The sequence below is a fragment of the Cellulosilyticum lentocellum DSM 5427 genome (assembly GCF_000178835.2).
Taxonomy (GTDB): Bacteria; Bacillota; Clostridia; order Lachnospirales; family Cellulosilyticaceae; genus Cellulosilyticum; species Cellulosilyticum lentocellum.
The window spans coordinates 444,380-470,363 of sequence record NC_015275.1; the positions used below are offsets into that span (position 1 = coordinate 444,380).

Genomic DNA, 25,984 nt, shown 5'->3' on the forward strand with positions numbered 1-25,984 from the left:
CTCACTAAATTGATCAGGTAAGAAATCTTAATACGAGTCGATGGACTTGTAAAAGGAGAAATGTGTAAATGACAACGAAAGAAAAAATATTATTAGAATCGATGAAGCTATTTTCAGTGCAGGGTTTTGCGGCTGTTTCAGTAAGAACTATAGCAGCAGCAGTGGGTGTAAGAGACAGTGCCTTATATAAACATTTTAAAAGTAAACAAGAGATTTTAGATGGCATAGTAGAGGAATCTAAATTACGTTTTTTTAAAAAGTATAAGGAGCTAGAATTAGAAAAAATGAATTTTGATAATGTAGTAGAGACTTGTATGCAGATGTTTAATTTTCAAACACAAGATGAATGGATTATCATGTTTAGAAGACTTCTACTAATAGAACAGTTTAATAATCCTCAGATGGCTGCTATTTATAAAGCCTTGTTTGTAGAGATGCCAGTTAATTGTCAAAAAGAAATTTTTCAAAACTTAATTAATCAGAAGATGATGAAGGATAAGAATGCGGAAGTAATGGCCATGGAGCTCTATGCACCATTTTTCTTATACCATACGATTGAAGAACCTAAAGAACGAATGAATCCTTTACTTAGAAAACATGTAGAAAATTTTATGGAGATGTATATGGAGGGATAGAAATGAAAGGATATCCATTAATAACAAAAAGCCAAGCTAGAAGAAATGCTAGCATTAAGCATATTCAAAAAGCTTATCAAAAACAATACAGACATATTAAAGGACGTTTTCCAAAAGCAAGGATTAGTAAGGTCGTAGCATTACGCAGCCAAAATAGTTTTTATGATTTGTCAAATAAGCAAATAATAAAAAAAGCACCAGAAGATTTGAACATTCATTTGTTACTAGAAGAATTTAAGGAAAAAGGGATTTGTGGCTTAAGTGGTAGTGGGTTTCAAACAGACAAGAAAGTAAAGGCAGTAGTGGATGCAAAAGTAAAGGAGAAAGTTCTCATTATTAATGCAGTGGCCTGTGATCCCGGGCTTATTCATGATGATTGGCTCATTAAACATGAGTTAGGAAAGATTGAGAAGGGGATAGCATTACTGAATAAGTATATTGGGTTTAATAGAATCATACTGGCTACAAAAGAGAAGATAGATAGCAAAGATTATGAGGTATGTTTAGTGCCTAATAGGTACCCTATGGGTGCAGAAAAAATACTGATTAACCATGTATTAGGAAAGAACTTTGCATTTGATGAAATACCTGCTATGAAGGGGATTTTAATGCTCAATGTTCAAACCATCTATGCTATTTACGAGGCCATTTATGAGGGGATAGTAGCTAATACTAGACTTATCACAGTAGCAGATTTATCAACAGGTGAGGCTTTAGTAGCAAGGGTTAATGTGGGCGATAAGGTCATAGATATTCTAGGTCAAACCCTAGGAAAGAGACCAAGGTTAACTCCTTGCTTTGGAGAAGGGATAATGATGGGACGTGAAACTACTCAGGAGGATGAAATCACTCTTACTACGAATTTTATAGGCTATGGAGAAGCTATTAGTTATAATCAAGAAGCAAGATGCAGAAGATGTGGTGCTTGTAGTAGAAAATGCCCAATGCAAATACGGGTAGATAAAATCATTGCAGCTATAGAAAAAAATAATCTCTCGATTATAAAAGAACTTCATCCAGAAAACTGCATTCAATGTGGTGCATGTACCTACCACTGCAAGGCAGGGAAAAACACAATGGCTTTGGTTGAAGAATTAAAGAGTTGAGGGGAGAGAGATTATGAGGAAAAAATATGTGGTTTGGGGAATTGTTTTATTATTTATTATTACATTTTATTGGGTAGAATTTAGTCCTTGGAGCAGTACAGCCTTGCAAAGTTATAATAATGGCTATGGAACTTTTGATATGAAAAGTTATGATGCAAATAGTGTTTATACGGTTTTAGACCAGATGGAGCCAAAAGGGTTTAGCATCTACCAGAAGTATTTCATAGGGGACTTTTTATTTGTGATAGGTTTTGGTAGTGTACAGATTTTACTTTCTCTATATGCTTATAGATGGACAAAAGCTAAATGGATACGTACTATTACTATTGGTGTACCAGTTGCTAGAGGATTATTTGATATCATAGAAAATATATTGCTATTTAGTGTATTATTATTATATCCTGTGCAGCATCCCATAGCTGTTACTATAGCAGGAATGGCTACATCCATGAAGCTATGCATGATAGGCATATGGGGAGGATTATTTATACTAGGAATAGTCATAAAGTTAGGTCAGTATATTATGAAAAAAAGAGTATTGGGGAGATGATGAAGTGGATTTGCAAATGATTAATGAGGCATTTTCTATATGTAAGGTAAAGGATTTTAGTGAGGTAAATTTAAATGAACTGTATGTATTCACAAGTCATACGGATGAGGAGTATTCCGTTATTTGCCCAACAAAGCTAGTACCTAAAGCATGTATAGAAGTTGAACATGACTGGCGTTGTTTTAGAATAGCGGAAGATGCTTCTTTTGGAAAGTATGGAATGATAGCTTTCTTAGCAGATATTATTGCTAAGCAGAAGACAGGAATTTTGGTGGTGGCCACGTATGATACGGATTATATTTTAATTAAAGGCTCTAAATGGGAAGAGGTTAAAGGCGCATTAGAAGAAAGTAATTGTCGATTTATTTAGAAGATTAGATTTCCCGAATGGAATGAAAGATGAATAATAGCTTGCTTACTTATTAGATATTCTATATTAGGGAGATCGTACTAATAGGCTAGGCTTTAGTTTGGTGTTATAATATTTTTTATAGAAACCAAAAGTATTAATAATGACAAACTCGAGGGGAAGCACAATGAATAAACAATATGACGCAGTTATTTTTGATTTAGATGGTACCTTAATCGATTCCATGTGGGTATGGGAAAAAATTGATGAGACTTTTTTAAGTGAATTAGGGCTTGCAGTACCTAAAGATATGGATAAAATATTAGAGGGCAAAAGTTTCACAGAAACAGCTATTTATTTTAAAGAACGTTTTAAATTAGAAATGAGTATAGAAGCTATCAAAGAACGTTGGAATGAGATGGCATGGGAATTCTATACTAAAAAAGTACCATTAAAAGCAGGGGCTAAAGACTTTTTAGTATGGCTTAAAGAAAAGAATATTAAAATGGGCATTGCTACCAGTAATAGTATTGAACTAGTAGAAGCTGTACTTGAAGCATTAAATATAAGAGATTACTTTAGTCAGATTCGTACCTCTTGTGAAGTAGGAAGAGGGAAGCCTTTCCCAGATATTTATTTAAAAGTAGCAGAGGATTTAGAGGTAGTACCTCATAACTGCTTAATATTTGAGGACATTCCAAACGGCCTTAGAGCAGGTAAAGCAGCAGGTATGACAGCTTGGGGAATGTTTGACAATCAAACAGAAGAGATGCAATCAGAAATGCAGGAGATAGCAGATCATTTTGTAATGGATTATTATGAAGTGATGAAAGGTTTTAAAGCTTAATAACTAAGAAACATTAATGTTCAAAGATGATACTGCTCTGTAAGTAGTATTTTGTGAGTTGTGGAAAGTAGGATGAAACATAAGGGTTTAGAATGAATAATAATGAACCCTACCATAAGTAAGGGAGGTTAAAAAATAATATAAATATAACTTGATATTAATATTAAAAGGGTTGAATTATATAGATTCAACCCTTTTGTTGTGGTAATATTTAGATAATTATATATAATTCTATGATAGGGGATACCAATATGAGAATTGAAGAACAAATAGAATGCATATTAAAGCAATGCCAATCAGAAAAATTGAATTCAATATGGAGAGTGACAAAGGAAATAATTAAAGATACAAAAGACCATTTAAAACAAATAACAACACAGATGAGTAGTTTTGATATACATGATGAAGAGCATAGTAAAAAGGTAATAAATATAATAGAAAACTTATTGGGAGAAAATATAGAGAAAATTTCTTTTTATGAATTATTATTAATCTATATGTCGGCCTATATACATGATGCAGCTATGGCATTACCTGCATGGGAGGATATATTAATAAGAGCAGTAGAGGGAACAGAAGAAATTTATGACAATACTCTGGGGTTTAGAGTGTTAAATGATTTTAAACCAGTACATAAGTTTGAAGAAGCTATAAAGATTATCCAAGATAATAAAGATAAGCTATATGGAACTTATCAAAATGCTAAAAACTATATTTTTATTGAGAATACAGAAAATAAATTAATAGAGGATTTAGCAATGTTACTTTGTGATTATGAAAGGTTTAGAAATGGATATGTGGATGAGTTAAAGAAATATAAAACTGATACCACTCAGTATCTAAATTATAGTAAGATGATTAGATGTGAATTTATTAGAAGTACACACCATATAAGGATACAACAATGTATAAAAGGAATAAAAAGAAAATACGTTGGTATTATAGATAGTTTTTCCATAGAAAAGTTTATAGATGATATAGGAAATATATGTAGAGGTCATGGTGAACAAATATCATATGTGTTGGAATTAAATACTAGAAGCAAAGTTACAGAAGAAATGCAAGGAAATATTCAATTTGTTGCTATGTTGTTAAGACTGGGGGATGTAATCCACTTTAGTGCAGATAGAGCACCTATGTCATTGTTTGCAGAAAAAAATATTACAGATGAAACTAGTTTAAAACATTGGAAAGCGAAATTTCAAGAATTGAGATATGATTTCTATAATCGTTGCAATCATACTTATGTCAAATTTTCAGCATATTGTTCTCTACCTAGTATATATTATTTTATTCAGGATTACATGGACTGGATTGATGATGAAATTAGTAATTATTATACACTTAAACAAAAATGGGATTATAATAGGTTGGAAAATATTCAATGTTATAATATTAATATTGGAGATAAAGTTGATAGAAGTGAAATAGCCTTTGATAACAGTATATTTACTCCAAACAATAGCATGAAGTTTACTCTAGAGCAGTCTAAAATACTAGAATTGTTAATGGGAATTCAATTGTATAAAGATAAATACTTGTGTTTAAGAGAGATATATCAAAATTCATTAGATGCAACCAAGTGTATGATCGCATATAACAAGACAAAAGGAATAAAGGAGGAAACTTTTATTGAATTTGGAATAGGCGAGGATTATATAGATGATAGTTCACGTAAGTATATTTATTGTTTAGACCATGGAACTGGGATGGATGAATATATTATAGAAAATTTTTTATTACACATAGGAAATTCATACTATAAATCTAGGGAGTTTAAGAAGAAAAATATTGAATGGTGTGAAGGAGTAAAGCCTACATCTCAATTTGGCATAGGTTTGTTATCAGGTTATATGATTGCAGATAAGATTGGGATAACTACTAGATATCATAAAAGTGGAAGTAAATTGATTAGTTTTATTTTAGAAGGTGTAAATGAACATTGCTATTATGTTACTCCAAGTAGGGTGGAAGATGAGAAAATTGGAGGGCATGGAACAATAATAAAGTTATATCTTAATTCGGAAATTATAACGAAGATTAATAATAAGTATATTAATAAATTGCCATTATTATTTATGTCAAATAATGATGAGTTTATCAGAAGTTATATAGAAGAGGATTACTATAAGAATAATCTGAGCTATTTACTTTGCACAAATATAGTGATTGAAAACAAAGATATTCCTATATATATTGTAGATGAACATGGGGACAGAAGAAGGATCTTGTCTGGATGTAATATATTTGATTATAGGGATTATCCAGAAATTCAAAAATCAGATGTAGTAAATCTTTTGAGTGGTTATCCTAGGGAACGTGATAATATGGATTTCTATAATAACATCGTAGAAGCAAGAGACAAAATTAAGGATTATATAATCGAAATTAATACAGAATCGTTACAAATATATTCACACCTATCGCTTCCAAATAAAGGGATGAATAATAGTGATTTAAAAATATATAGCTATTCTGAGTTCTTAGGGAAAAATGAAGCAAGGATACTAGTTGATGGGATTATTATTTATGATAGAACACTTTCGAAAAATGATATAAAAGAAATACTTGGAAGAGATATAGTGGAAAACAGTATTTTAAATTTTATTGGAGATAAAAGGCCAGTATTATCAGTTGATAGGAATAGTATTATATCTATGCCTCAAGTTCAAGATGAACTAAATAATATACGACAAGAGTATATTAATGAGGTTGTTCAGTGTATATGTAAACATGTACAAGATAATGGAATCAGTATCGATTCAGATGAGATGAATATTATTTTAGAAATAATAGTTAATAAGTTTCCAACACTTTCAGGAGCTATAATAAAGAGGTTATGTAACACTAAAGTTTCGGAGGCAGTAATTGCTAAGGATGTCTGGCAAGACATTGGAATTAAGATAGAAGATATAATTCAGGGGCAAGAGTTAGAGATTAGGAATTGTGATTTTAGAGATTATATGGACGTTAGTAGGCAGATTATTTTGGGAAAAGCAATAGGAGCAAAGATGGTTAGTGTACGAGATAATTGCCTTAAATTAGCAGGAGGTGAATTTATAGAATTTCCAGTTCCTAGGCATTCTTGGAGGGAGAGTAATAATTCGTTAACTTCGTTGGTAATATGTGCAGATGAATGGTCGGGTATAGTATCAGAGTATGATATAGTATCAAATATATGGCCAATTGTAAGTAAAGATTTGTATAAATCCTTAGAATTAGATTATGAAATACAAGAAATTGTTGAGGGACGTAGTAAAACAATAAGTGATAGTGGTAATGCTATTCAGGCTATAGCACAATTCGATCCGGTACTGATTAATCCTAGGGTAGGGATTGGAATAAAGAAGGATACCTGGAAAAAATCGAAGTGTATGGTGGGAGAATTTGATCAAATAGCTGGTGGGTTTTGGTTATTTGAATTAAATAATTTCGGAAGGATGGTACGTGAGCAAAATAAAGATTATGTATTATATGCGTATATTGCTCCAAGGAAATTAAGTAATGAAGAAGAGATCAGAGTGGAAGAACTTAAGGAGAAAGATCCTGAGTACGTTAAAGGGGTTTATGAAGGTTGGAGTATTTTATTTATAGGAGCAATAGAGAAGTATGTAATACTTCCAGGCATACAGACTAGGGGAGATATGCTTAAATCCGTTCCTAAGAGTTATCTGGAGATGAAAGTAGGCACTACATATTATAATACAGATGGTACAAAAGCATTCGAATAAATCTACTATATATTTATGATGTATAGTGATGAAAAGTTAAGCTAGTATTAATATGCATAAAACCTCCAGTTAACGAGGTGAGGTGAACCGTATCACAAGTAAGTGATAGAAAGTGGAATTTATAAGATAGCAGAGAATAACAGTGTAGTATACTATAAGTTCCATATGGAAGAATATAGACTACAAATGGAGAATTATTGTTCATCGAAGAACAATAATAAGTGATTAAAATATTATAACTATGTAATAACCTTTAGGAGGAATAGTCTCTTAAAGGTTATTTTTGTGCCACAACTTATAAAGATGACTATTTAGAAGGGATATAATTGCTATTGTATAGGTAGAGTGATATTCTGAAAATAAAGGATATTTAATAGATAAAATTTATAGGAGTGAATTAAGGAGATACGAATGAAATATATATTAGTTTAGGAGGAAGTATGATGAAAAAAGTGAGTTTAATTTTTGTGTTAGTTTTAGTATTGTCTTTGCCTCAAATTGTTTATGCAAATATGGCAGCCCCTAAACATTCAGATATTGGCTCATCTATAACCTTTGAGAAAAATGATACAATTTCTGTATTATCAGAGGTGTTAGATATTACAGTTAATGGCTCGCAAGCGGATATTGTTGCGACTTATAAAATGAAGAATACCACAAATGAAAGCACTTCTACACAAGCTATGTTTCTATCTCCCAATGTTGAAAACAGCAGTGTAAACATAGTAGTTAATGATAAAGATAAATCTTTCACAGTAGAGAGTTACGGTTTGAATTACAATACAGAAATAAAAACGAATGACTGGCAGTATGCTATACTTACAGATGATGAGTTAGCAAGACATAACCAGGAGCAGACAGTTGATGCTATAACCTTTGATATGAATTTTACACCGAATGAAGAATATGAGGTTATTGTTTCTTATGGTTACAGTCTTGGTGGATACCCTGATTATGATTTTGATGCTAAAAGAGGTGAGATTGAATATTATCTGGCACCTGCTACTATATGGAAGGATTTCTCTAATTTAACGATTAATCTATATCTTGATAAAAATATGCCGATTATCAAAAGTAGTAATTTAGAGTTTAAAAAAGTTGGAGTACGCACTTATCAGTATAATTCAAATACGCTTCCTGAAGGAAATTTAGAAATAGTCATTGATGAAAACTGGTATCAAAATATTTTTAGCACTTTAAGAAGCCCTTATTTAGACATAACTCTTATGATACTTTCGCCATTTATTTTAATAGGCTTAATAATTGTTGTCTTTATTACTTGGTACATTCGTAAAAGAAAAAAGCATACGAGCTAAAATGAGATATTATAAGTGTAATGTGAAGTTTATCAAAGTCCAATTTATTGATAATAGGAGTATTTGTAATACTAGTTTTTAGAGTAACTACCTATGGTATGAGTATACTATAAATAGTGTAAATGATGTAGGGAGCAGATTGCTCTCTATTTTTATGAGAGTCTTGAAGGCATATACTATCATTAAGCTATAAAATAATCACACACAAATGATAATATAAGAAATAGATTAGCATAGGGAAATATTAAAAAGGAGGAGGAATGATTATATATGAAAGATATTTTATTAGTAGAAGATAATTTAGAAGTAGCCAAGGAGATCAAATTAAGTTTAGAAAAGTGGGGTATGCAAGTACAACTTATAGAAGATTTTAGTAATGTTTTAGAAGAGGTCGTGAGGAAGCAGCCTAAACTTGTACTTATGGATGTGAATTTACCTTATTATGATGGCTTTTATTGGTGTGGGCGGATAAGAGAAGTATCTAATCTTCCTATTTTATTTTTATCTTCAAGGGACTCCAATATGGATGTTATTATGGGGATTAATAATGGAGGAGATGATTATATTACAAAGCCCTTTGACACTCAGGTATTACTAAGTAAAATAAATGCCTTATTAAGGAGAGCTTACCAATATACAGATGCAGGTGCATTATTGTATTATAACGATGCTGTATTAGATATAGATAAATGTGAACTTAGGTATAAGGGAAATAGTTTAGAGCTTACCAAGAATGAAATTAAAATATTAACACTGCTTATTCGTAATAAAGGAAAGGTAGTTTCTAGAGATAAAATCATGATGAGTTTATGGAATGATGACGAATTTATTAGTGATAATACGCTTACTGTTAATATGACAAGATTACGTAGTAAGATGAAAGAAATCGGACTAGAAGAAGTTATTAAAACTAAAAAAGGGTTGGGGTATATGATGTAATGAAAATAAGACAGTTTATTTCTGAACAAAAAGTGACTATTGCCGTACAGCTCATCATTTTACTATGTGTGAATGCCTATTTATTTCTATTAAGTACAGAGACCATACAACAAGAGGATATACTTTATTTAGACATGGTGTTAATAACCTTTTATTTAGGTGGTTTTTATATAAGCTATATAAAGTGGAAATCCAGCTATGAACAGTTATATCATGCACTAGAAGAAGGGGAAGATATCACAAGAGAAGAGATTAAAGGGGATGATGTGTCTGGGGAAATTATGCGTTATATAGTAGATACAAAAGAACTAAAATTTGCTAAAGAACAAGCTAATAATGAAGAAAGAATCAAAGAGATGGAAGAATATCTCTCTAAATGGGTACATGAAATTAAGTTACCCATTAGTGCATTAAGTATGATGGTAGAGAGAATAGAAGATGATGAAGTAGGATATGATGTTAAACATGAAATAGAGAGAATCAACTTGTTAGTAAATAATGTGCTCTATGGTAGTAGAGCCACTGCAGCCGTAGAGGATTTATTTATTAGAGAGGAAAGGCTAGATGAAATCGTCAAAACTGCAATCAGGCAAAGTGCCTTTTTCTTAATCAAAAACAATATAGAGGTGGAAATGGCGTACTTAAATCTTGAAGTTTATACAGATAAAAAGTGGCTGGTCTATGTGATAGGGCAAATGATTAGTAATGCGATTAAATATGCGGGGATAAATGGGAAAATCAGTTTTTACGGTGAAGAAGACGCCCAATATATTATTTTAAATATCAAAGATTATGGGGTAGGTATTGCAGAGGAAGATCAAGAGCGCATTTTTAGTAAAGGTTTCACAGGTAAGAATGGAAGAAATACAACGTATAAATCTACAGGGATGGGACTTTATTTCTCTAAGAAAATTTTAGACAAGTTAGGTCATGACATAGAGGTAGAGTCTGTAGAAGGAAAGTATACTTTGTTTAGAATAAAGTTTTATAAGATATCAGATTATATTAAGGTTGCAAAAATGTAACGTTATAAATGAAAATGTCATGTTAAGTGAAGGAATATAGTTAGCGATGCTATTAAAATTGAATTATACAAATTTAATTTTGGAGGCGCTTAAATGAAGGAGATTTTAAAATTAAGCCATTTATATAAGGAATATGGTATAAAAGGATTTAAGACACAGGTACTAAAAGATATTTCTCTTACAGTAGGGGAGGGAGAGTTTATAGCGATTATGGGACCTTCTGGTTCAGGAAAAACGACCCTCTTAAATCTTTTGTCCACCATTGATAAACCCACAAAGGGAGAGATCTTATTAGATGGTAAGGATATAACAAAACTTAGAAATAAAGAGCTATCACAGATTAGAAAAGATCATATAGGATTTATCTTTCAGGATTATAGTCTTTTAGATAATATGAATTTGATGGATAATATGGCATTACCTCTTGCATTAGGGCATAAAAAGAGCAAGGAAATCGAAGAAAAGGTAGTTGCCATAGCAGAGACTTTTGGATTAAAGGAACATTTGAATAAGTATCCTTATGAGTTATCTGGAGGACAAAAGCAAAGAGGAGCAGCAGCGAGAGCACTTATTACAAGTCCGAGTGTTATATTTGCAGATGAGCCAACAGGAGCATTAGATTCAAAGTCTTCTTCTGATTTATTAGCATGTTTGAAGAGAGTTAATGAAGAGAAGAAAGCCACCATCATTATGGTTACCCATGATGCCCTTACTGCAAGTTATGCGCAAAAGGTATATGTATTAAGTGATGGTGAAATCAAGTGTCAATTAAATAGAGGTAATGAGCGAAAGGAATTTTATGGACGTATTATTGACCTATTAGCAACCTTAGGGGGTGCGAGATAATGAGGGTATTTGCTATGGCATACAATAACTTCAAAAATAATATGAAAACCTATACCATGTTTTTTATATCCATGGTGTTTTCAGTCATCATACTCAGTAATTTCTTTATACTTATGCGTGGGGATGCCATAAAAACTTTAGGTGAATACAATGCCAATTATACGAAGATGATTGCTCAGATGATTATCGTTATTTTGGTGATATTTATATTCTTTTTTATTTGGTATACTTCAAATATTTTCCTCAAAAATAGGAAGAAGGAAATTGGACTCTATATTTTTATGGGGGTTGACCTAAAGACAATAGGTAGTATTTATTTTATAGAAATGATGCTTATTGGTATATGCGCATGTGTTATAGGAATTAGTCTAGGAGCATTGTTTTCTAAGTTCTTTCAAATGATTATTTTTGGACTAGCAGGTTTTAATGTCAAGGTTAAACTTGATATTACAAATGGAGCCCTCATTCGTACAGCTATTGGTTTTATGGTGATTTTTACAATCATGAGCATAAAGGGATTTATAAGTATTATACGAAGTAAAATCATTGACTTATTAAATGATAGCCGAAAAGTAGAACGTATGCCTAGAGTAAATATTTTAACCTATATCATAGCAGCACTATCATTAGGTGCCATGTTATATGGTTATTATTTGGTGAAGCTTTCAACCTTAAATGTGTTTAAGACGTTACTTCTTGTATGTATAGGAACATATGGGCTCTTTTACGCATTCATTCCAGTCGTATTTAGGATGCTTATTAATAAAAAATCAATTTTATATAAGGGTGAGAATATCATTGCAATTAATAGCCTCGCTTATCGTATAAAGAAAAATTATACCACTTATGCCACTATGAGTTTATTAACAGCGTGTACCATTTCTGTATTAGGAACAGCAGTTTCTATGAAAAATCTTTATACAATGTCTTATGAAAATGATACCCTTTATACGGCATCTTTTGCTTCTAAAGGGGCGATTTCTACTAAAGAAATAGCAGAGTGTTTTCTTGAAGTAGGTCATAAACAATATGAACTAGATACTACTGTACTTAGGGTAAAGTCCACTTTAAAAGAGGGAGAAAGGTGGCAACGAAGTGACTATAATGTTCTTTCTTATGAGCAGTTCTTAGGGATTTTAAGAAATAATGGAAATGAAGATGAAATAGCCAAGGTGAATGAAAAAATGGTGGAAGGCAATAAAGTCATTTATATTCAAAGACCAGGAACCTTAGCAAGCCTTGTGCCAACAACCAAGGTACGTATCTATGATGAACCTTATGAAGTAAGTCTAGGGGATATTCGATTTAAGACACTAGGCTCACTCTTAAATGAGGTCACACTTGTTGTAAATGATGATGTTTATAATAGATTAAAAACGCAAGGAGAAACCCTTCATTTTTATGGCATTAAAGTAGACAATGAGCAGCAGCTATTAAATAAAGAAGTAATAGAGGACGTTACCCAGCGGATTAACCCTTATTTGGATAACGATATGGAAAAGCAAATAGGGATTTATAAAATAGAAAATGTTGCATGGCTACGGGTAGTCTATGCCATTGGTACCTTTTTATTTTTAGTCTTTGTACTAGCAGAAGCAAGTATTATCTATACGAAGATATATAGTGATGCTATGGAAGATAAAGAGAAGTATCAGATTTTAATGCGTATAGGTGGTTCCAAAAAAGATTTAGAAAGAGCCATTAGTAAAGAAGTTGCTTTATTTTATGCATTACCATTAGTGATAGGCTTAATAGATAGCTTTTTTGCAATTCAAGTACTAGGAGACTTTCTATCGGAGAGTTTATTAGGAACATTTGTGATAAGTGCTACAATATGTATGGGTATATTTATAGTAAGTTATATGGTTTCGGTATCAAGCTTTAAAAAGGTAGTAAAAGTAAGATAATCTCTACTTAATGAGGTGAGGTGGACTATATCATAAGTAGTTCAGATGGGCAGTGTAAGTATTCATAATATTAAAGTTCGAATGAATTGGTTATGATAAGAATTAAGTCAGTGATGGAATAGAGAGAAGATTTGATGTTCCATTTGCTAATGTGAGCCCCTACTATTAGTCAAGTATCATGACTTATGTAGGGGTTACTTTATTAGCTGCTGTTTTAGCTATTTCAGCTATCGTTTCTCAATATTTCTTGAACTACAAGCTTGCTTGAGAGCAAGACAATAGAAACACCTGGACCAGGATGAACAGAACTACCAACAAAATAGAGATTTTTCACATAACTTGACATAAAGTGAGGTCTAAAGTAATTGGTTTGTGTTAGGGTTGGGCTTAAGCCAAAAGCAGCACCACCATAGGCGTTAAAACTATCTTTTAGATTCTGAGGGGTAAGGTAGTTTTCGTAAATAATATCTTCCTCAATATCTTCTAAACCTGAGATATTTTTTAGGGCAGATAGGATGTTGTTTCTCATAAACTTTATTGTTTTCTCATTCCATGCTATATTTCTAAAAAATAAATTTGGAACTCGTGCTACTATACTTATACATTCACCATCACTTGCTATCATACTATTATCTACTCTAGTAGGACAATAGATATAGAGGGAAGGATTAGTGGGTAAATGTCCTGTAAAAGCTGAGTCAATATTCTTTTTAAAGTCAACATTTAAGTAAAGATTATGAACTGAAAGCTGAGGATATTTTTTCTTTAAGCCTAAGTAAATAATAAAGGTGGAGCAGGTGTATTTTAAATCAACTAATTTACTAGTTTTATATTTTCCTTTATGAGTATCACTTTTTAAAAGAGTATCCATTGTATAAGGAAAATCTGCGTTGCTAATGATTATATCAGCGAAAATGGTTTCATTTTTTGTAGATTTTATTCCAATAGCTTTGCCATTAGAAATGATAATTTCATTTACGGAGAAATTGGTTTCGATTACCCCTCCAAAGCTGTAAATTGCCTTTTCTAAAGCTTTGATAAAGGAGTACATTCCACCCTTTAAATGCCATAGACCATATAACTGAGATATTACAGGTACTAATGTATAGATACTAGGTCCTTCATAGGGAGATATCCCTACATATAATGACTGGTAGGATAAGAACTCTTGTAGTTTTTCATCCTTAATATACTCTGAAATTAATTGATGAGAGGTAGAGAATGCTTTTGTTTTCGATGCATTTATTAAGGATGAGGGTTTAAAGAAGTCCATAGCATTTTCAAAAGACTGATGTAAAAAGTGATCATTTGCAATGATATACCTTTCATATACCTCTGATAAAAACTTCATATATCCAATAGCATCCTCTGTTGAAATAGATTCTAGAGTTTTTATTAATGACACTAGATCCCTAGTAAAATCATAAAAAGTTCCATCTGGATAAAAGCTGCGATAAGTTGGATCAACTTTTATAAATTCTATGAAATCTTTATAATCCAAGTTAGCATCATGAAAAACTTCTTCATAGACTTCTCGGTTCATTAAAATTGAAGCGGTTAAATCAAAGGTAAATGGGGGGTGGACTAATTGATTTGTTTTACCACCTATCATTTTTTCTTTTTCGTAGACTTTCACATCATATCCTTTGCTTAGTAATCTTAGAGCTGTAGATAAACCACCTATACCTGAACCTATAATTAATACTGATTTTTTCATTTTTTCACCCCGTACTAGAGTTATATATAGGATTTATTGATTATGGGGGTAGGTAGCAATAACGATACCATAAGCCATAGAGAAAAATGGTTTAAGGAGCAAAAAAGTTTGGCACAGCTACCTGTTATACTGATAGGGTTTTTATTACTGCTACTTACTACAAGAGTGGTAAAAGAGACGGTCAAGGATCATGAAAAAACATGGAAAAAGAAGATGCTCATAATAGGAGGTATGCTGATACTGATGCTTATACTGTTTAAGGGATGTATGTAGGGGATATATATAGACCCCGATAAGCTTCCTAGTGAGAATATTTTTGATTTGACCTTTTATTGGAAAGGTTTAATAAGAGAATGGAGCAGGCATAATCAGCTAGGCAGATACCCAAGCAGTCAATTTGAAGGAGCAAATGATTTGCTTAAGCGCTGGAATTATTTTATTAATTTCCTTCAAGTATTAATAGGGGTAAAAATAGTCATTGAGGCAAAGTTATTCATCTATAAGACAACGAAGAGTAGTTCATATGAGTACAGATAGACGGATTCCAGAATATAAAATAAAGAGGATTATGTTCTGGAATTTTTTTATATAGTATAATGATATTATCAAGGAGTAAGGGGGAATAGATATGAAGAAAAAGCAATTTATATTAGGGGTGTGCTTTATATTACTTGCTAGTCTTACAGGATGCAGAGATTCATCTATTGATCAAGGAAAGGAAGTTGTTCAACAGGAAGAAGTGGTAAGCAAAGAAGAACCACTTTATAATACAGCATTTGAAAAATATGCTAAAGATGAGGTGGTAGCGCTTATTATGAATAAGCCCGAAGAAGAAGTAATAAAAGGGCTTACTTGTTTAGATACCTATACACATTTAGAAAATATTGAGGAATTACTTGTTATTCCTAAATACAATGGAACAAAGATTGAAGTGAAAAAGGCGATTTTTGATGGTGAAAAGATAGTAGAAGGAGAAACAATATACACCAAGTCCTATACAGAAGATGATTATGGGCTTTTGATAGAAACAGTTATACCAGAGGGCATACCACAATTACTTGTAAGTGTGAGTATAGAAGATAAGCAGGCAACCTACATAATTGCTGAAAATGGGAAAGATGGGTGGCCAGCAATTATGTACCTAAGCGCAAAGGAAGAAGATGAAGCAAAAGAAGAAATAACAAATGAGGAAGTAGATGAACAAGTACAGATTATTTATCCTATAGAGGAAGGTGATAGTCTGCAAGACTATACTCTTTTGAATGAAAAGAAAGTAGATATAGACGATGATGAGCAAATGGAAGAGGTAGAGGTATATTGTGAAACGTCCTTAGATGAGGAGGGGAAACTTATTATGGATGACGGAAGTGAATGGAAACTCATTGTACGTAAAGATGGACAGCTCTACCCAGTGTTTGATGGATTTATACAGCTTGGTAAGCTAGAGTATAAAGGCTATGAGGAGTATGGAGATACTACTATATTTCATTTACTAATTAGTAAAGTTCAAGGTGCAGGACTTACGATGTACGACTGTTATTATGATGAAAATCAGGGTGCTTTTATTTCTGAAGAGGTGTATCAAACAACAGGAAACATAGGTTTCTATGATATAGCATATTAGAAATAAATAGGGTTATAATAAATTGACACAATGAGTAGGCGCAAATAACAAGGAGAAGAGATGACACGAAGGATACAATATAAGGGTGTTGTGATAGAGAGCTAAATAGCTCTCTATTTTTAGTGGGTTAGACTTAAAAAACAATCTATTACTAAAGTACTAGGAATTAAAAATGTGGAAATTCATAGTTGTAAAAACCAAGTAAAATCAAGGTGTGAGACTAAAAAGCCTGAAAAATCAATATCTAGCTATAGGAAAAAACTATATTTTAAATATAAGCAATTTTATTGACAATATTCGACGAAGAATATATACCACAAAACATATTAAAACACTAAGAAATAAAAACACAGAAATAAAAAACTGTTTCTTATCGAGAGAGGCTGAGGGATAGGCCCTATGATGCCCAGCAACCGGACATTCCATAAGTGTACACGGTGCTAATTCCTACAAACGTAGAGTAATTAAAACTTTGAGTTTGAGAAGATAAGAAGGTGAGTTCTGCTTTATTTGAGCTACTTTCTTATCAATAAGAAAGTAGCTTTTGTATTTTATATAGTAAAACATATATAAGTTAGAACGATCTTCTACAGATGAAGGAGTTTCTAAAACAACAGGGAGGTGGAGTAAATGTCGCTAGCAGCTGAAAAATTAAAATATCGCTTATTAGGAGTAATCAAAGGCGATACTTATAGATATTCCCAAAATGTGCAGGGGGATTTTAGTAATTTGCAGCCAGGGGAGTTTGATTGGTGGAAATATAAGTATTACATAAAGCAGATTGAAAGAGCAGAGAAAGGTAGTCAAATTGAGGATTATTTTAAAAAGCAAGACCTTACATTTTCATTACCAGAGGCATTTGAGATAACAGGGAAATTTACTTTAACAGCGGGTGGAGACTTACTTTCAGGAGACCAGTTAACACCAGAGACAACCGAGCATTTCTGGGATGAGGTAGAAGACTTTTACTTTGATGGAGTAGACAGCATTTACGCTAATTTGGAAACGCCTATAGCTTCTTCTAAACCAGTACAGAATGCACCAAGAAGTGTTAATAGTACGCCAGAGCTTAATGGAACACTAGGTATGTTTGAAAGATATTTACATGATGGAAGAGGGATTAATTTTTTCTCTACAGCTAATAATCACTGTTTAAATCAAGGAGAATCAGGGCTTATTGAAACCTTAGAATTGATTGATAAAAAAGGCTGTAAACAGGTTGGGACAGCTAGAAGTATAGAGGAACAAAGAGACATTCCCATCATAGAAAAGCAGGGGGTAAGGGTAGCATACTTAGCTTATACCTTTACCTTGAACGGTGATCAAGTGCCAGAGGGAAAGCCCTATTTAGTAAACCATGTCAAGCTGAATAACCCAGGAGAAAAGCTAGATTTAGTGAAGGAACATGTACAAATTGCTAGGGAAAAGAATGCTGACATTGTAGTTGCCTGTCTCCATTGGAGCTTAGAATTTGAATCCTACCCTATTCAAAACATCATCGATATGGGACACCGGGTATTAGAGGAATGCGGCGTAGATATTATTATAGGCAATCATGCTCATGTCGTGCAGCCTATTGAAAAGTATAGCTTCATAGATCCAATACAAGGCGTTAGAAAAACAGGGCTGATTGCTTATTCGTTAGGCAACCTGGTAGGAGATTTTAATACGTTGAATGCTTTACTTGGGATTCTAATAAAGATTGAATTGACTAAAGGAATCCATAAGGAAAAAGAAGTAACGGTTATAAGCGATTTAAAGGTATTTCCTTACTATATCTTTAAGCAATATGAAAAGGGAAAATATAAGGAAATTAAATTATTAGATTTCATTAAATTGATAAACAACATTGAAAAAGGGCAGCTTCCTTATGTGTTTACAAAGAAACAGTTCAAAGAAATTGCTCATTTAAAAAGACTATTTTTAAGGTTAATCTTTACAGAACAAGTATTTTTAAAGAGGAAAAATTTGAAGTTGTTTTATTCAAATAAAGAGTATATAAGAAGACTTCCACTTAACAAGGTGAGGTAAACCCTACCACAAATAGGGGGAGTTTAACGCTAGAAGCGTTGATAATACTAGGTTTTAAAGAAAACTATGTGTAATATGGTCCATGCTATAAATAGGATAAATAAGGTAGAGAGCAATTTGCTCTCTATTTTTTTATCTATTATTTTGAGTGGGGTATAAAAGCATAAATAGATTTATTTAAACGCACAAGGATGTAAGCCTACTTTTCTATTAGAGTAAATTTGAATATATTGTTCATCTTGAAGCTGCTCAAGGCAACGATATAAAGAAGCACGACTAATAGAAAGTTCCTGACAGAGTCTTGACTTGTTAAGTGGCATACTTGTATTAGTCTGACAGGACTCCATAATAACAAATAATAAGCGTTCTTTAGCAGATGGAAGGGCTAGCATTTCTATTTTGTTAGTGAGATATAAAAAGCTATGATTCATAGCATCTAGAAAGTTATCTAAAATAATGGGTTCAAGTGAAAAAAGCTTTTTTAAAGAGTTTTTAGGTAAAAATAGGACTGTACAAGGCCTAACAGCTTTTATAGTGGCAGGAAAATATTCTGCATCCCCCCATACATAACCTATACCAAGTAGGGCATTAGCGTTTAAATGTTTAAGTAATAATTCAGTACCTGTGGACAAAGTTTTATATATTTGTACCTCACCTTTTAAAAGAATACCGAGTTGCCGATTAAAATCTACTTCAGTAAAAATTGTCTCTCGAGGAAGATAGGATTTTATTGTATGAGGAACTTGGGTGAGCAAGGTTTGAATCGTAGTTTGTGATAAGTTATTAAATAGTTTTCCAAAATTATGCATAGACATCTCCTAAATTATGATAAGCTGTCTCAAATGAGACACATTATTATTTATAAAATAATATATTATAAGTAGGTAAAAAAATCAATAAGAGAGTAATTATTCATAAAGAATAATGGATGTTTAATAATTAGAAATAATAAAAGTAGTTAATTGAAGGAAGGACTAAATGTAGATGCGAAAAATAGCTATTTATGGAAAAGGTGGTATTGGTAAATCAACTACTACTTCAAATCTGACAGCAGCACTTATAGAAAAAGGGTATAAGGTCATGCAAATTGGTTGTGACCCAAAAGCGGATTCAACAACAAACTTATTAAGTGGAGAAAGTCTTATTACTGTCTTAGATGCTATTAAGGAAAAAGGCGGAGATGTTGAATTAGAAGATATCGTTAAAATTGGATATAAAGGTGCACTTTGTGTGGAAGCAGGGGGCCCAACACCAGGTATTGGATGTGCTGGACGTGGTATCATTACAGCATTTGAAAAGTTAGAAGAATTAGATGCCTATAACATTTATAAGCCAGATATTATTATCTATGATGTTCTGGGAGACGTAGTATGCGGTGGCTTTGCAATGCCAATTCGTGGCGGCTATGCTAACGATGTGTTTATTGTTTCATCAGGGGAAATGATGGCACTTTATGCAGCCTCTAATATTTCGAGTGCGATTAAAAACTTTGGAACAAGAGGTTATGCAAAATTAGGTGGGATTATTCTTAACTCAAGAAATGTGGAGGATGAAGAAAACATTGTTAATAAAGCAGCCGAAGAAATTGGCACAAAAGTAGTTAAGAAAATACCTAGAGACGGACATGTACAATTAGCAGAGCAGCAAGGTAAAACAGTGGTAGAAGCTTACCCAGAATCTGAAATGGCAAAACACTACTTAGAACTCGCAGAACTTATACTGGAGGGAACACGCCATGAAGAGGAATAATCCATTTACAAGCACAGTACATTATTGCTCACCAGCACATGGTGGATGGGGTGTTGTAAGAGTAGGTATGTTAGTACCAGAAAGCTATCAACTTTTTGTATGCCCATCTGCATGCGGTAGACATGGTGCGTTAGGTGCCATTGAACATGGAAATAAGGAGCGTCTATCTTATTTATATATAGATCAAGCAGATATTGTTTCAGGAAGCTATGAAGATCTTATTATCCAAGGGATAGAGGCTTTATTAGAAGCGTTAGAAGAACAACCTAAGGTAATTTTCATCTTCGTAAGTTGTTTAGATGATTTGTTAGGAACAGACCACGTAGCCATTTTAGATGTTTTAAATAATAAGTATCCTATTAAGTTCCAAGTAGGACATATGAATCCAATTACAAATGGCTCTAAAACGCCACCACCAGTAACACTTCAACGTAAAATGTATGAGCTTGTTGAAGGAAATGGAGAAAAAGAGGACACACTTAACCTTTTAGGAAATTTCGTTGCTTTAGAAGAAAATAATGAGTTATTTGACGTACTTAAACAACTGGGTATTAAAGAAGTAAAACATATTTCAGAGCAAAAAACATTTAAAGAGTTTGAGCAAATGGGTGAAAGTAAATACAATCTTGTTCTAAGACCAGAAGCAAAAGTGGCAGCAGAAGATATGAAACGTCGTCATCAAGTAGATTATCGTTTCTTACCAGTCAGTTATGAGATGGAAGCAGTTGCAGCACAATACAAAGAGATTATTGATTTTATTGATAAAGATGCTGCTATAGACCTAACGGCTATACAAGAAGAAGCTCAAGCACAAATCAAAAAAGCTAGAGAAATTATTGGGGACTTCCCAATTATTATTGGTCACTCAGCGGTTTGCAGACCATACAATTTAGCCAAAGCACTTATCAGTTATGGTTTTAACGTACAAAAAGTATATGCTGAAGAAGTAGTAGCCTTTGAGAAAGAGTCATTTGAATGGCTTAAGGTAAATGCACCGGGGGTAGAGATTATTTCAGCAACCAATCATAATCGTATTAGTAGAGTTGAAGAAGAACAAGACTGTATCGCGATTGGTTACAATGCGGCATATATTGATAAAGCGAAACATGTAGTAGATTTAATTCAAGATGAGTATATGTTTGGATATAGCGGTATTATGAAGCTTATGGAAAAGATGACAAAATGTTATCTTGAGCCAATGGCACTTAAAGAAATGATTGAAAAATATGGACTGGTGGTGTAGCATGAGAAAATTATGTATTAAATTACCTCCTTTTGCACCTGATTATTCTGGAGTTTGTTCAGCGCTTTATGAGCTTGGTGGTATGAGCGTTATTCATGATGCATCTGGATGTACAGGGAATTATACAGGGTTTGATGAACCAAGATGGTATGATAATCAAAAATTAGTATTCTGCTCAGGACTTAGAGAGTTAGATGCTGTTTTAGGAGATGACGAAAAACTTATTAATAAAGTAAGAATGGCAGCAGAAGATTTAAAGCCAGAATTTATTACCGTATTAGGAAGCCCTGTACCAATGATTATTGGATCAGACTTTACAGGTATTGCAAAAGAAATAGAGAATATGACAAAGGTGCCAAGTTTAGGTTTTGATACAACAGGGCTTAATTACTATGATATAGGTATTTCGCAAGCTTATTTAGAACTTGCAAAACGATTTGTAAAAGCTTGCGATGTAAAAGAGGAAAAAACAGTTAATATTTTAGGGGCAACACCTTTAGATTTTTCTATAAATGAAAATATCACAGACTTAATGGCACTATTAGAGAAACATGGCTATAAAGTCAATGCAAGTTGGAGTATGCATACAAGCTTTGAAGCCATCCAACAAACAACTAAAGCACAAATCAATATTGTTATTTCAGTAGCTGGTTTAGAGCTTGCAAGATATTTAGAAAAACACTATCAAATGCCATATATTGTAGGTGTACCAGTAGGTGAGTCTGGTGAACGTAGATTAATAGAAGCATTAAAAGTCGGACAAAAAGATGTAGCAGAAGTTACAGATGAAGCTACTTCAGAGACACAAAAACGTGTGCTTATTACTGGAGAGCAGATTTTATCAAATAGCATTAGAGATTATTTAAAAGATGAATATCAAATAGAAAATGTAGAGGTAGCAACATTCTTTAAATTAGATAAGCAGCTTGCATGCCAAGGAGATATTCATATTGAAAGTGAATTACAACTTATAAAATTATTAAAAGCAGATACTTATGACGTTATTATTGGTGATCCATTATTTAAACAGCTTATACCAAGTTATAGTAAAGCAGAATTTATTGAGTTACCTCACGTAGCAGTATCTAGTAGATTATATTGGCATAATAGCCCAAGAATTATGGGTGAATATATGGACCAAGTAATGAAAAGTAGTCCTTTAGCCAAGTCACTTAAGAAAGATACTTAGAATGAGTAACTAAACATAATCCATATAGAGATGAGGAGAGTATATGCACTTATTAAAGAAATTAGGAACAGCAGTATTAGCAACGGGAATGGTTTTTAGTGTAGTAGGATGTGGGACAGCAGCTTCTTCAGCCGAGCAACAACCATCAGTAGAAGCAGGAACAAATGCAGGAACTAGAACAATCATTGACCAAGTAGGAAATGAAGTTGTATTACCTGAAAAAATTGAGAGAGTGGTTATTACTTCTTTATGGCCATTACCATCTGTTTATACACTTTTCCAAGGTTCAGCAGAGGGATTAGTTGGTATGCACCCAGCAGCTAAAGCAGCAGCAGAAGGGTCAATGCTTGGTAAAGTAGCAGACTTATCTGGTGTAGAGACAAGCTTTATTCAAGATGGACAAATTAATGCAGAAGAATTAATGAAATTAGATCCAGACGTTGTATTTTACTTAGGAACCAATACAGAGGAATATGAAATTTTAAAGAAAGCAGGTATCCCAGCAGTTGGATTTATAGCAAATCCTACGGGGGATGGCAATGCTATTGAAGCAGTTTCTTCTTGGATGGAACAATTAGGTGTTATTTTCCAAAAAGAAGACCGTGCAGAAGAAATCAAAGAAATGGGATACCAAGTACTTGAAGAAGTTCAGGCAAAAGTTGAAGATATTACAGAAGAAGAGAAAGAACGCGTACTTATTCTCTATCGTTATAGTGATGAAGAATTAACTGTTGCAGGAGATGGACACTTTGGAGATTTCTGGATTGAAGCGACAGGTGGTATTAACGCTGCAGATGAAATTAAAGGAACAGCAGCTGTTAATATGGAACAAATTTATACATGGAATCCAGATAAAATCTTTATCACGAACTTCTCAAGTAGAATGCCAGAAGATTTAATGGATAATACAATTGATAATGCAGACTGGGGAAGCGTAAAAGCTGTACAAGATGGAGAAGTTTACAAAATTCCATTAGGCATGTATAGATGGTATCCACCTTCATCAGATACACCACTTATGTTAGAATGGTTTGCAAAACAAATGTATCCAGAGAAATTTGAAGATGTGGATATGAATACAGAAGTAAAAGAATATTATAGTGAATTCTATGGTATTGAATTAACAGATGAAGATGTAACTACAATCTTTAATCCAAGTCGTGAAGCTGCTAATGGAGTATAAGAAATGGTAGAAAAACTAAAATTACATTCTAAGTTCAAGATCGTATTATTAGTGCTTTTACCCATCGTAATTGGATTTTTGGCTTTATGTTTAGGACGATATATGATTAGTCCAAAAGAAGTTATGGATGTATTATTGCAACAAATTTTTGGTATGAATCAAGAGATTCCAGATATTCACTTATCAGTTGTTTGGAATGTACGTTTGCCTAGGATTTTATTAGCGCTTCTGGTAGGAATGGGACTTGCTGTATCTGGAGCTGCTTTTCAAGGTTTATTTAGTAATCCATTAGCTACACCTGACACATTAGGTGTAGCTGCTGGGGCTTCTTTTGGGGCAGCACTAGGTATTTTGTTATTTGAAAACATTGTAATGGTACAAGCTCTATCAGTTGTCTTTGGCATTGCGGCAGTAGCACTAACTTATTCAATTAGTAAAATAAAAGGGAAATCAACTATTTTAATGGTAGTACTTGGTGGAATGGTCACTTCAGCATTCTTCCAGGCTTTAATATCACTGATTAAATATGTAGCAGATCCAGAAACAAAGCTACCAGCCATTACTTATTGGTTAATGGGAAGTATGGCAAGTGTATCTTATAATACGCTTTTAGGTGGGGCACCATTAATTATTATTGGTTCTGCAATACTTTATTTATTACGTTGGAGACTGAATATCCTTGCTCTTAGTGAAGATGAAGCACGTACAATGGGGTATAACTTACAACATATGAGATGGCTTGTGATTTTAGCATCTACAGCTATTACAGCATCTGCCGTATCTATGTGTGGGCAAATTGGTTGGATTGGACTCTTGATTCCACATATTACAAGGATGTTAGTTGGTACAAATAATCAAAGAGTGATTCCTGTAAGTATTAGTTTAGGTGCATCTTATATGGTTATTATTGATACGGTGGCAAGGAGTGCAAGTACAGCAGAAATTCCACTTTCTATTTTAACAGCACTTATTGGTGCACCGTTCTTCGGTTATCTACTTAGAAAAACAGGAGGTGGCTGGGCATGATCTTTGAGGTAAAAGATGGCGCATATGGATTCGGAGAGGAAATCTTTTTTGAAAATCTTAATTTTACAATTGGTGATGGTGAGACATTAGCTATTTTAGGACCTAATGGCATTGGAAAAACTACATTACTTAAATGCATGATGGGCCTTAAACCATGGAGACATGGAGAAAGTAGAATCGATGGAAAGTCTATAAAACAACTTTCTGAAAAGGAAGTTTGGACGAATATTGGATATGTAGCACAAGCTAAAAATGTTACCTTTACCTATACTGCTAGAGAAATGGTTTTATTAGGGCGTTCTGCTCATTTGGGAATCTTTTCTCAACCTAGTAAGGAAGATATTGAAATAGCAGATGAGGCTATGGAAATGGTGGGTATCACACATTTGGCTAATAAAAATTGTCATCAAATGAGTGGTGGACAACTCCAAATGGTCCTTATTGCAAGAGCATTAGCTTCCAAGCCTAGAATGTTAATTATGGACGAACCAGAATCCAATCTTGATTTTAAAAATCAATTAATTATCTTAGATACAATTGAAAAGTTAGCCAAGAAGCATCAAATCTCTTGTATTATTAATACACACTATCCAGCTCATGCTTTACGTGTAGCACACAAATCTTTAATTTTATCTAAGAATAAAGAATGGTTCTGGGGAGATAGTAAAAAAGTTATTAATGAAATCAATATGAAAAAAGCATTTGATGTAAAAGTAGCAATAGAATCTATTCATATTGAGGATGAGCAACATACCTATGTTGTCCCAATTAGTTTTGCAAGATAGTTTATAAAGATTGTCCCCAAAGAGTGCCCCTATTACTTGACACTCTTTGGGGATTAGTGCGTTCAGCGAAGTAGTTGATTGTTGGCTGGGTGTTGTAATTGTCCATGTATGGAAGATAATGCAGGTAATAAAACTATATTTAAGGACCTAAGGGGGTAAGGATAAAGAAATCCTATGAGAGGGATA

At 33.0% G+C, this 25,984-nt stretch carries 22 protein-coding genes and 1 riboswitch; of the genes, 20 read left to right on the forward strand and 2 right to left on the reverse strand.

Annotated elements, in window-relative coordinates; translation table 11 throughout:
- Nucleotides 1-68 precede the first annotated feature (68 nt).
- The 11 genes from CLOLE_RS01975 (at nucleotide 69) to CLOLE_RS02025 (ending at nucleotide 13,251) form a co-directional block, all read left to right on the forward strand.
- Entirely contained in the window at nucleotides 69-635 is a 567-nt protein-coding gene (locus CLOLE_RS01975; protein WP_013655399.1) for a TetR/AcrR family transcriptional regulator, read from the forward strand.
- A 2-nt stretch (nucleotides 636-637) separates the two neighbouring features.
- Nucleotides 638-1,741, forward strand: a complete 1,104-nt coding sequence (locus tag CLOLE_RS01980; protein WP_013655400.1) for a 4Fe-4S dicluster domain-containing protein — start codon at nucleotides 638-640, stop codon at nucleotides 1,739-1,741.
- A gap of 13 nt (nucleotides 1,742-1,754) precedes the next feature.
- Nucleotides 1,755-2,291 (forward strand): hypothetical protein, encoded by a 537-nt coding sequence (locus tag CLOLE_RS01985; protein ID WP_013655401.1) that lies wholly within the window; start codon nucleotides 1,755-1,757, stop codon nucleotides 2,289-2,291.
- Between the two features lie 4 nt (nucleotides 2,292-2,295).
- Nucleotides 2,296-2,661, forward strand: a complete 366-nt coding sequence (locus tag CLOLE_RS01990) for an ACT domain-containing protein (protein ID WP_013655402.1) — start codon at nucleotides 2,296-2,298, stop codon at nucleotides 2,659-2,661.
- Nucleotides 2,662-2,827: 166 nt separating this feature from the next.
- Nucleotides 2,828-3,487 carry an HAD family hydrolase gene (locus tag CLOLE_RS01995; RefSeq protein WP_013655403.1) on the forward strand — a complete coding sequence of 220 codons (660 nt, stop codon included), beginning with the start codon at nucleotides 2,828-2,830 and terminating at the stop codon, nucleotides 3,485-3,487.
- 251 nt (nucleotides 3,488-3,738) lie between these two features.
- On the forward strand, nucleotides 3,739-7,218 hold the full coding sequence (locus tag CLOLE_RS02000; RefSeq protein ID WP_013655404.1) for an HD domain-containing protein: 3,480 nt from the start codon (nucleotides 3,739-3,741) through the stop codon (nucleotides 7,216-7,218).
- Between the two features lie 443 nt (nucleotides 7,219-7,661).
- Nucleotides 7,662-8,534: a hypothetical protein gene (locus CLOLE_RS02005; RefSeq protein ID WP_013655405.1), complete on the forward strand. Its 873-nt coding sequence runs from the start codon at nucleotides 7,662-7,664 to the stop codon at nucleotides 8,532-8,534.
- 270 nt (nucleotides 8,535-8,804) lie between these two features.
- Nucleotides 8,805-9,473, forward strand: coding sequence for a response regulator transcription factor (locus tag CLOLE_RS02010; protein ID WP_013655406.1), 669 nt, complete (start codon nucleotides 8,805-8,807; stop codon nucleotides 9,471-9,473).
- Nucleotides 9,473-10,498 carry a sensor histidine kinase gene (locus CLOLE_RS02015; RefSeq protein ID WP_013655407.1) on the forward strand — a complete coding sequence of 342 codons (1,026 nt, stop codon included), beginning with the start codon at nucleotides 9,473-9,475 and terminating at the stop codon, nucleotides 10,496-10,498. The genes CLOLE_RS02010 and CLOLE_RS02015 overlap by 1 nt, the downstream gene beginning before the upstream one ends.
- A gap of 93 nt (nucleotides 10,499-10,591) precedes the next feature.
- Nucleotides 10,592-11,344 carry an ABC transporter ATP-binding protein gene (locus CLOLE_RS02020; RefSeq protein WP_013655408.1) on the forward strand — a complete coding sequence of 251 codons (753 nt, stop codon included), beginning with the start codon at nucleotides 10,592-10,594 and terminating at the stop codon, nucleotides 11,342-11,344.
- Nucleotides 11,344-13,251 carry an FtsX-like permease family protein gene (locus CLOLE_RS02025; protein WP_013655409.1) on the forward strand — a complete coding sequence of 636 codons (1,908 nt, stop codon included), beginning with the start codon at nucleotides 11,344-11,346 and terminating at the stop codon, nucleotides 13,249-13,251. The genes CLOLE_RS02020 and CLOLE_RS02025 overlap by 1 nt, the downstream gene beginning before the upstream one ends.
- A 223-nt stretch (nucleotides 13,252-13,474) precedes the next feature.
- Here the strand turns inward: CLOLE_RS02025 and CLOLE_RS02030 are convergent, their stop codons facing one another.
- Nucleotides 13,475-14,968, reverse strand: a complete 1,494-nt coding sequence (locus tag CLOLE_RS02030; protein ID WP_013655410.1) for a phytoene desaturase family protein — start codon at nucleotides 14,966-14,968, stop codon at nucleotides 13,475-13,477.
- 42 nt (nucleotides 14,969-15,010) lie between these two features.
- On the opposite strand from CLOLE_RS02030, the gene CLOLE_RS02035 reads away from it, so the two are divergent.
- The 3 genes from CLOLE_RS02035 (at nucleotide 15,011) to CLOLE_RS02045 (ending at nucleotide 18,623) form a co-directional block, all read left to right on the forward strand.
- The gene (locus CLOLE_RS02035; protein WP_013655411.1) at nucleotides 15,011-15,241 is read left to right on the forward strand and encodes a hypothetical protein; all 231 of its coding nucleotides are present in this window, start codon (nucleotides 15,011-15,013) and stop codon (nucleotides 15,239-15,241) included.
- Nucleotides 15,242-15,596: 355 nt separating this feature from the next.
- A complete protein-coding gene (locus CLOLE_RS02040) occupies nucleotides 15,597-16,592 on the forward strand; it encodes a hypothetical protein (RefSeq protein ID WP_013655412.1) in 996 nt (331 codons plus the stop codon).
- Nucleotides 16,593-16,959: 367 nt separating this feature from the next.
- A riboswitch (SAM riboswitch) is annotated at nucleotides 16,960-17,085 on the forward strand.
- Between the two features lie 137 nt (nucleotides 17,086-17,222).
- Nucleotides 17,223-18,623, forward strand: a complete 1,401-nt coding sequence (locus CLOLE_RS02045; protein ID WP_013655413.1) for a CapA family protein — start codon at nucleotides 17,223-17,225, stop codon at nucleotides 18,621-18,623.
- A 173-nt stretch (nucleotides 18,624-18,796) separates the two neighbouring features.
- On the opposite strand, the gene CLOLE_RS02050 is transcribed toward CLOLE_RS02045, so the two are convergent.
- Entirely contained in the window at nucleotides 18,797-19,432 is a 636-nt protein-coding gene (locus tag CLOLE_RS02050) for a Crp/Fnr family transcriptional regulator (RefSeq protein ID WP_013655414.1), read from the reverse strand.
- Between the two features lie 175 nt (nucleotides 19,433-19,607).
- Between CLOLE_RS02050 and CLOLE_RS02055 the strand changes: the two genes are divergently transcribed.
- Genes CLOLE_RS02055 through CLOLE_RS02080 form a run of 6 tightly spaced genes read left to right on the forward strand, consistent with a single transcriptional unit; the run spans nucleotide 19,608 to nucleotide 25,798 of the window.
- A complete protein-coding gene (locus CLOLE_RS02055) occupies nucleotides 19,608-20,372 on the forward strand; it encodes a nucleotide-binding protein (RefSeq protein ID WP_013655415.1) in 765 nt (254 codons plus the stop codon).
- A complete protein-coding gene (locus CLOLE_RS02060; protein WP_013655416.1) occupies nucleotides 20,359-21,615 on the forward strand; it encodes a nitrogenase component 1 in 1,257 nt (418 codons plus the stop codon). Before CLOLE_RS02055 ends, CLOLE_RS02060 begins: the two co-directional genes overlap by 14 nt.
- A 1-nt stretch (nucleotide 21,616) precedes the next feature.
- Nucleotides 21,617-22,804 carry a nitrogenase component 1 gene (locus CLOLE_RS02065; RefSeq protein ID WP_013655417.1) on the forward strand — a complete coding sequence of 396 codons (1,188 nt, stop codon included), beginning with the start codon at nucleotides 21,617-21,619 and terminating at the stop codon, nucleotides 22,802-22,804.
- Between the two features lie 43 nt (nucleotides 22,805-22,847).
- Nucleotides 22,848-23,987: an ABC transporter substrate-binding protein gene (locus CLOLE_RS02070; protein WP_013655418.1), complete on the forward strand. Its 1,140-nt coding sequence runs from the start codon at nucleotides 22,848-22,850 to the stop codon at nucleotides 23,985-23,987.
- Nucleotides 23,988-23,990: 3 nt separating this feature from the next.
- Nucleotides 23,991-25,013 (forward strand): FecCD family ABC transporter permease, encoded by a 1,023-nt coding sequence (locus tag CLOLE_RS02075; RefSeq protein ID WP_013655419.1) that lies wholly within the window; start codon nucleotides 23,991-23,993, stop codon nucleotides 25,011-25,013.
- A complete protein-coding gene (locus CLOLE_RS02080; RefSeq protein WP_013655420.1) occupies nucleotides 25,010-25,798 on the forward strand; it encodes an ABC transporter ATP-binding protein in 789 nt (262 codons plus the stop codon). Before CLOLE_RS02075 ends, CLOLE_RS02080 begins: the two co-directional genes overlap by 4 nt.
- The last annotated feature ends 186 nt before the right edge of the window (nucleotides 25,799-25,984 follow it).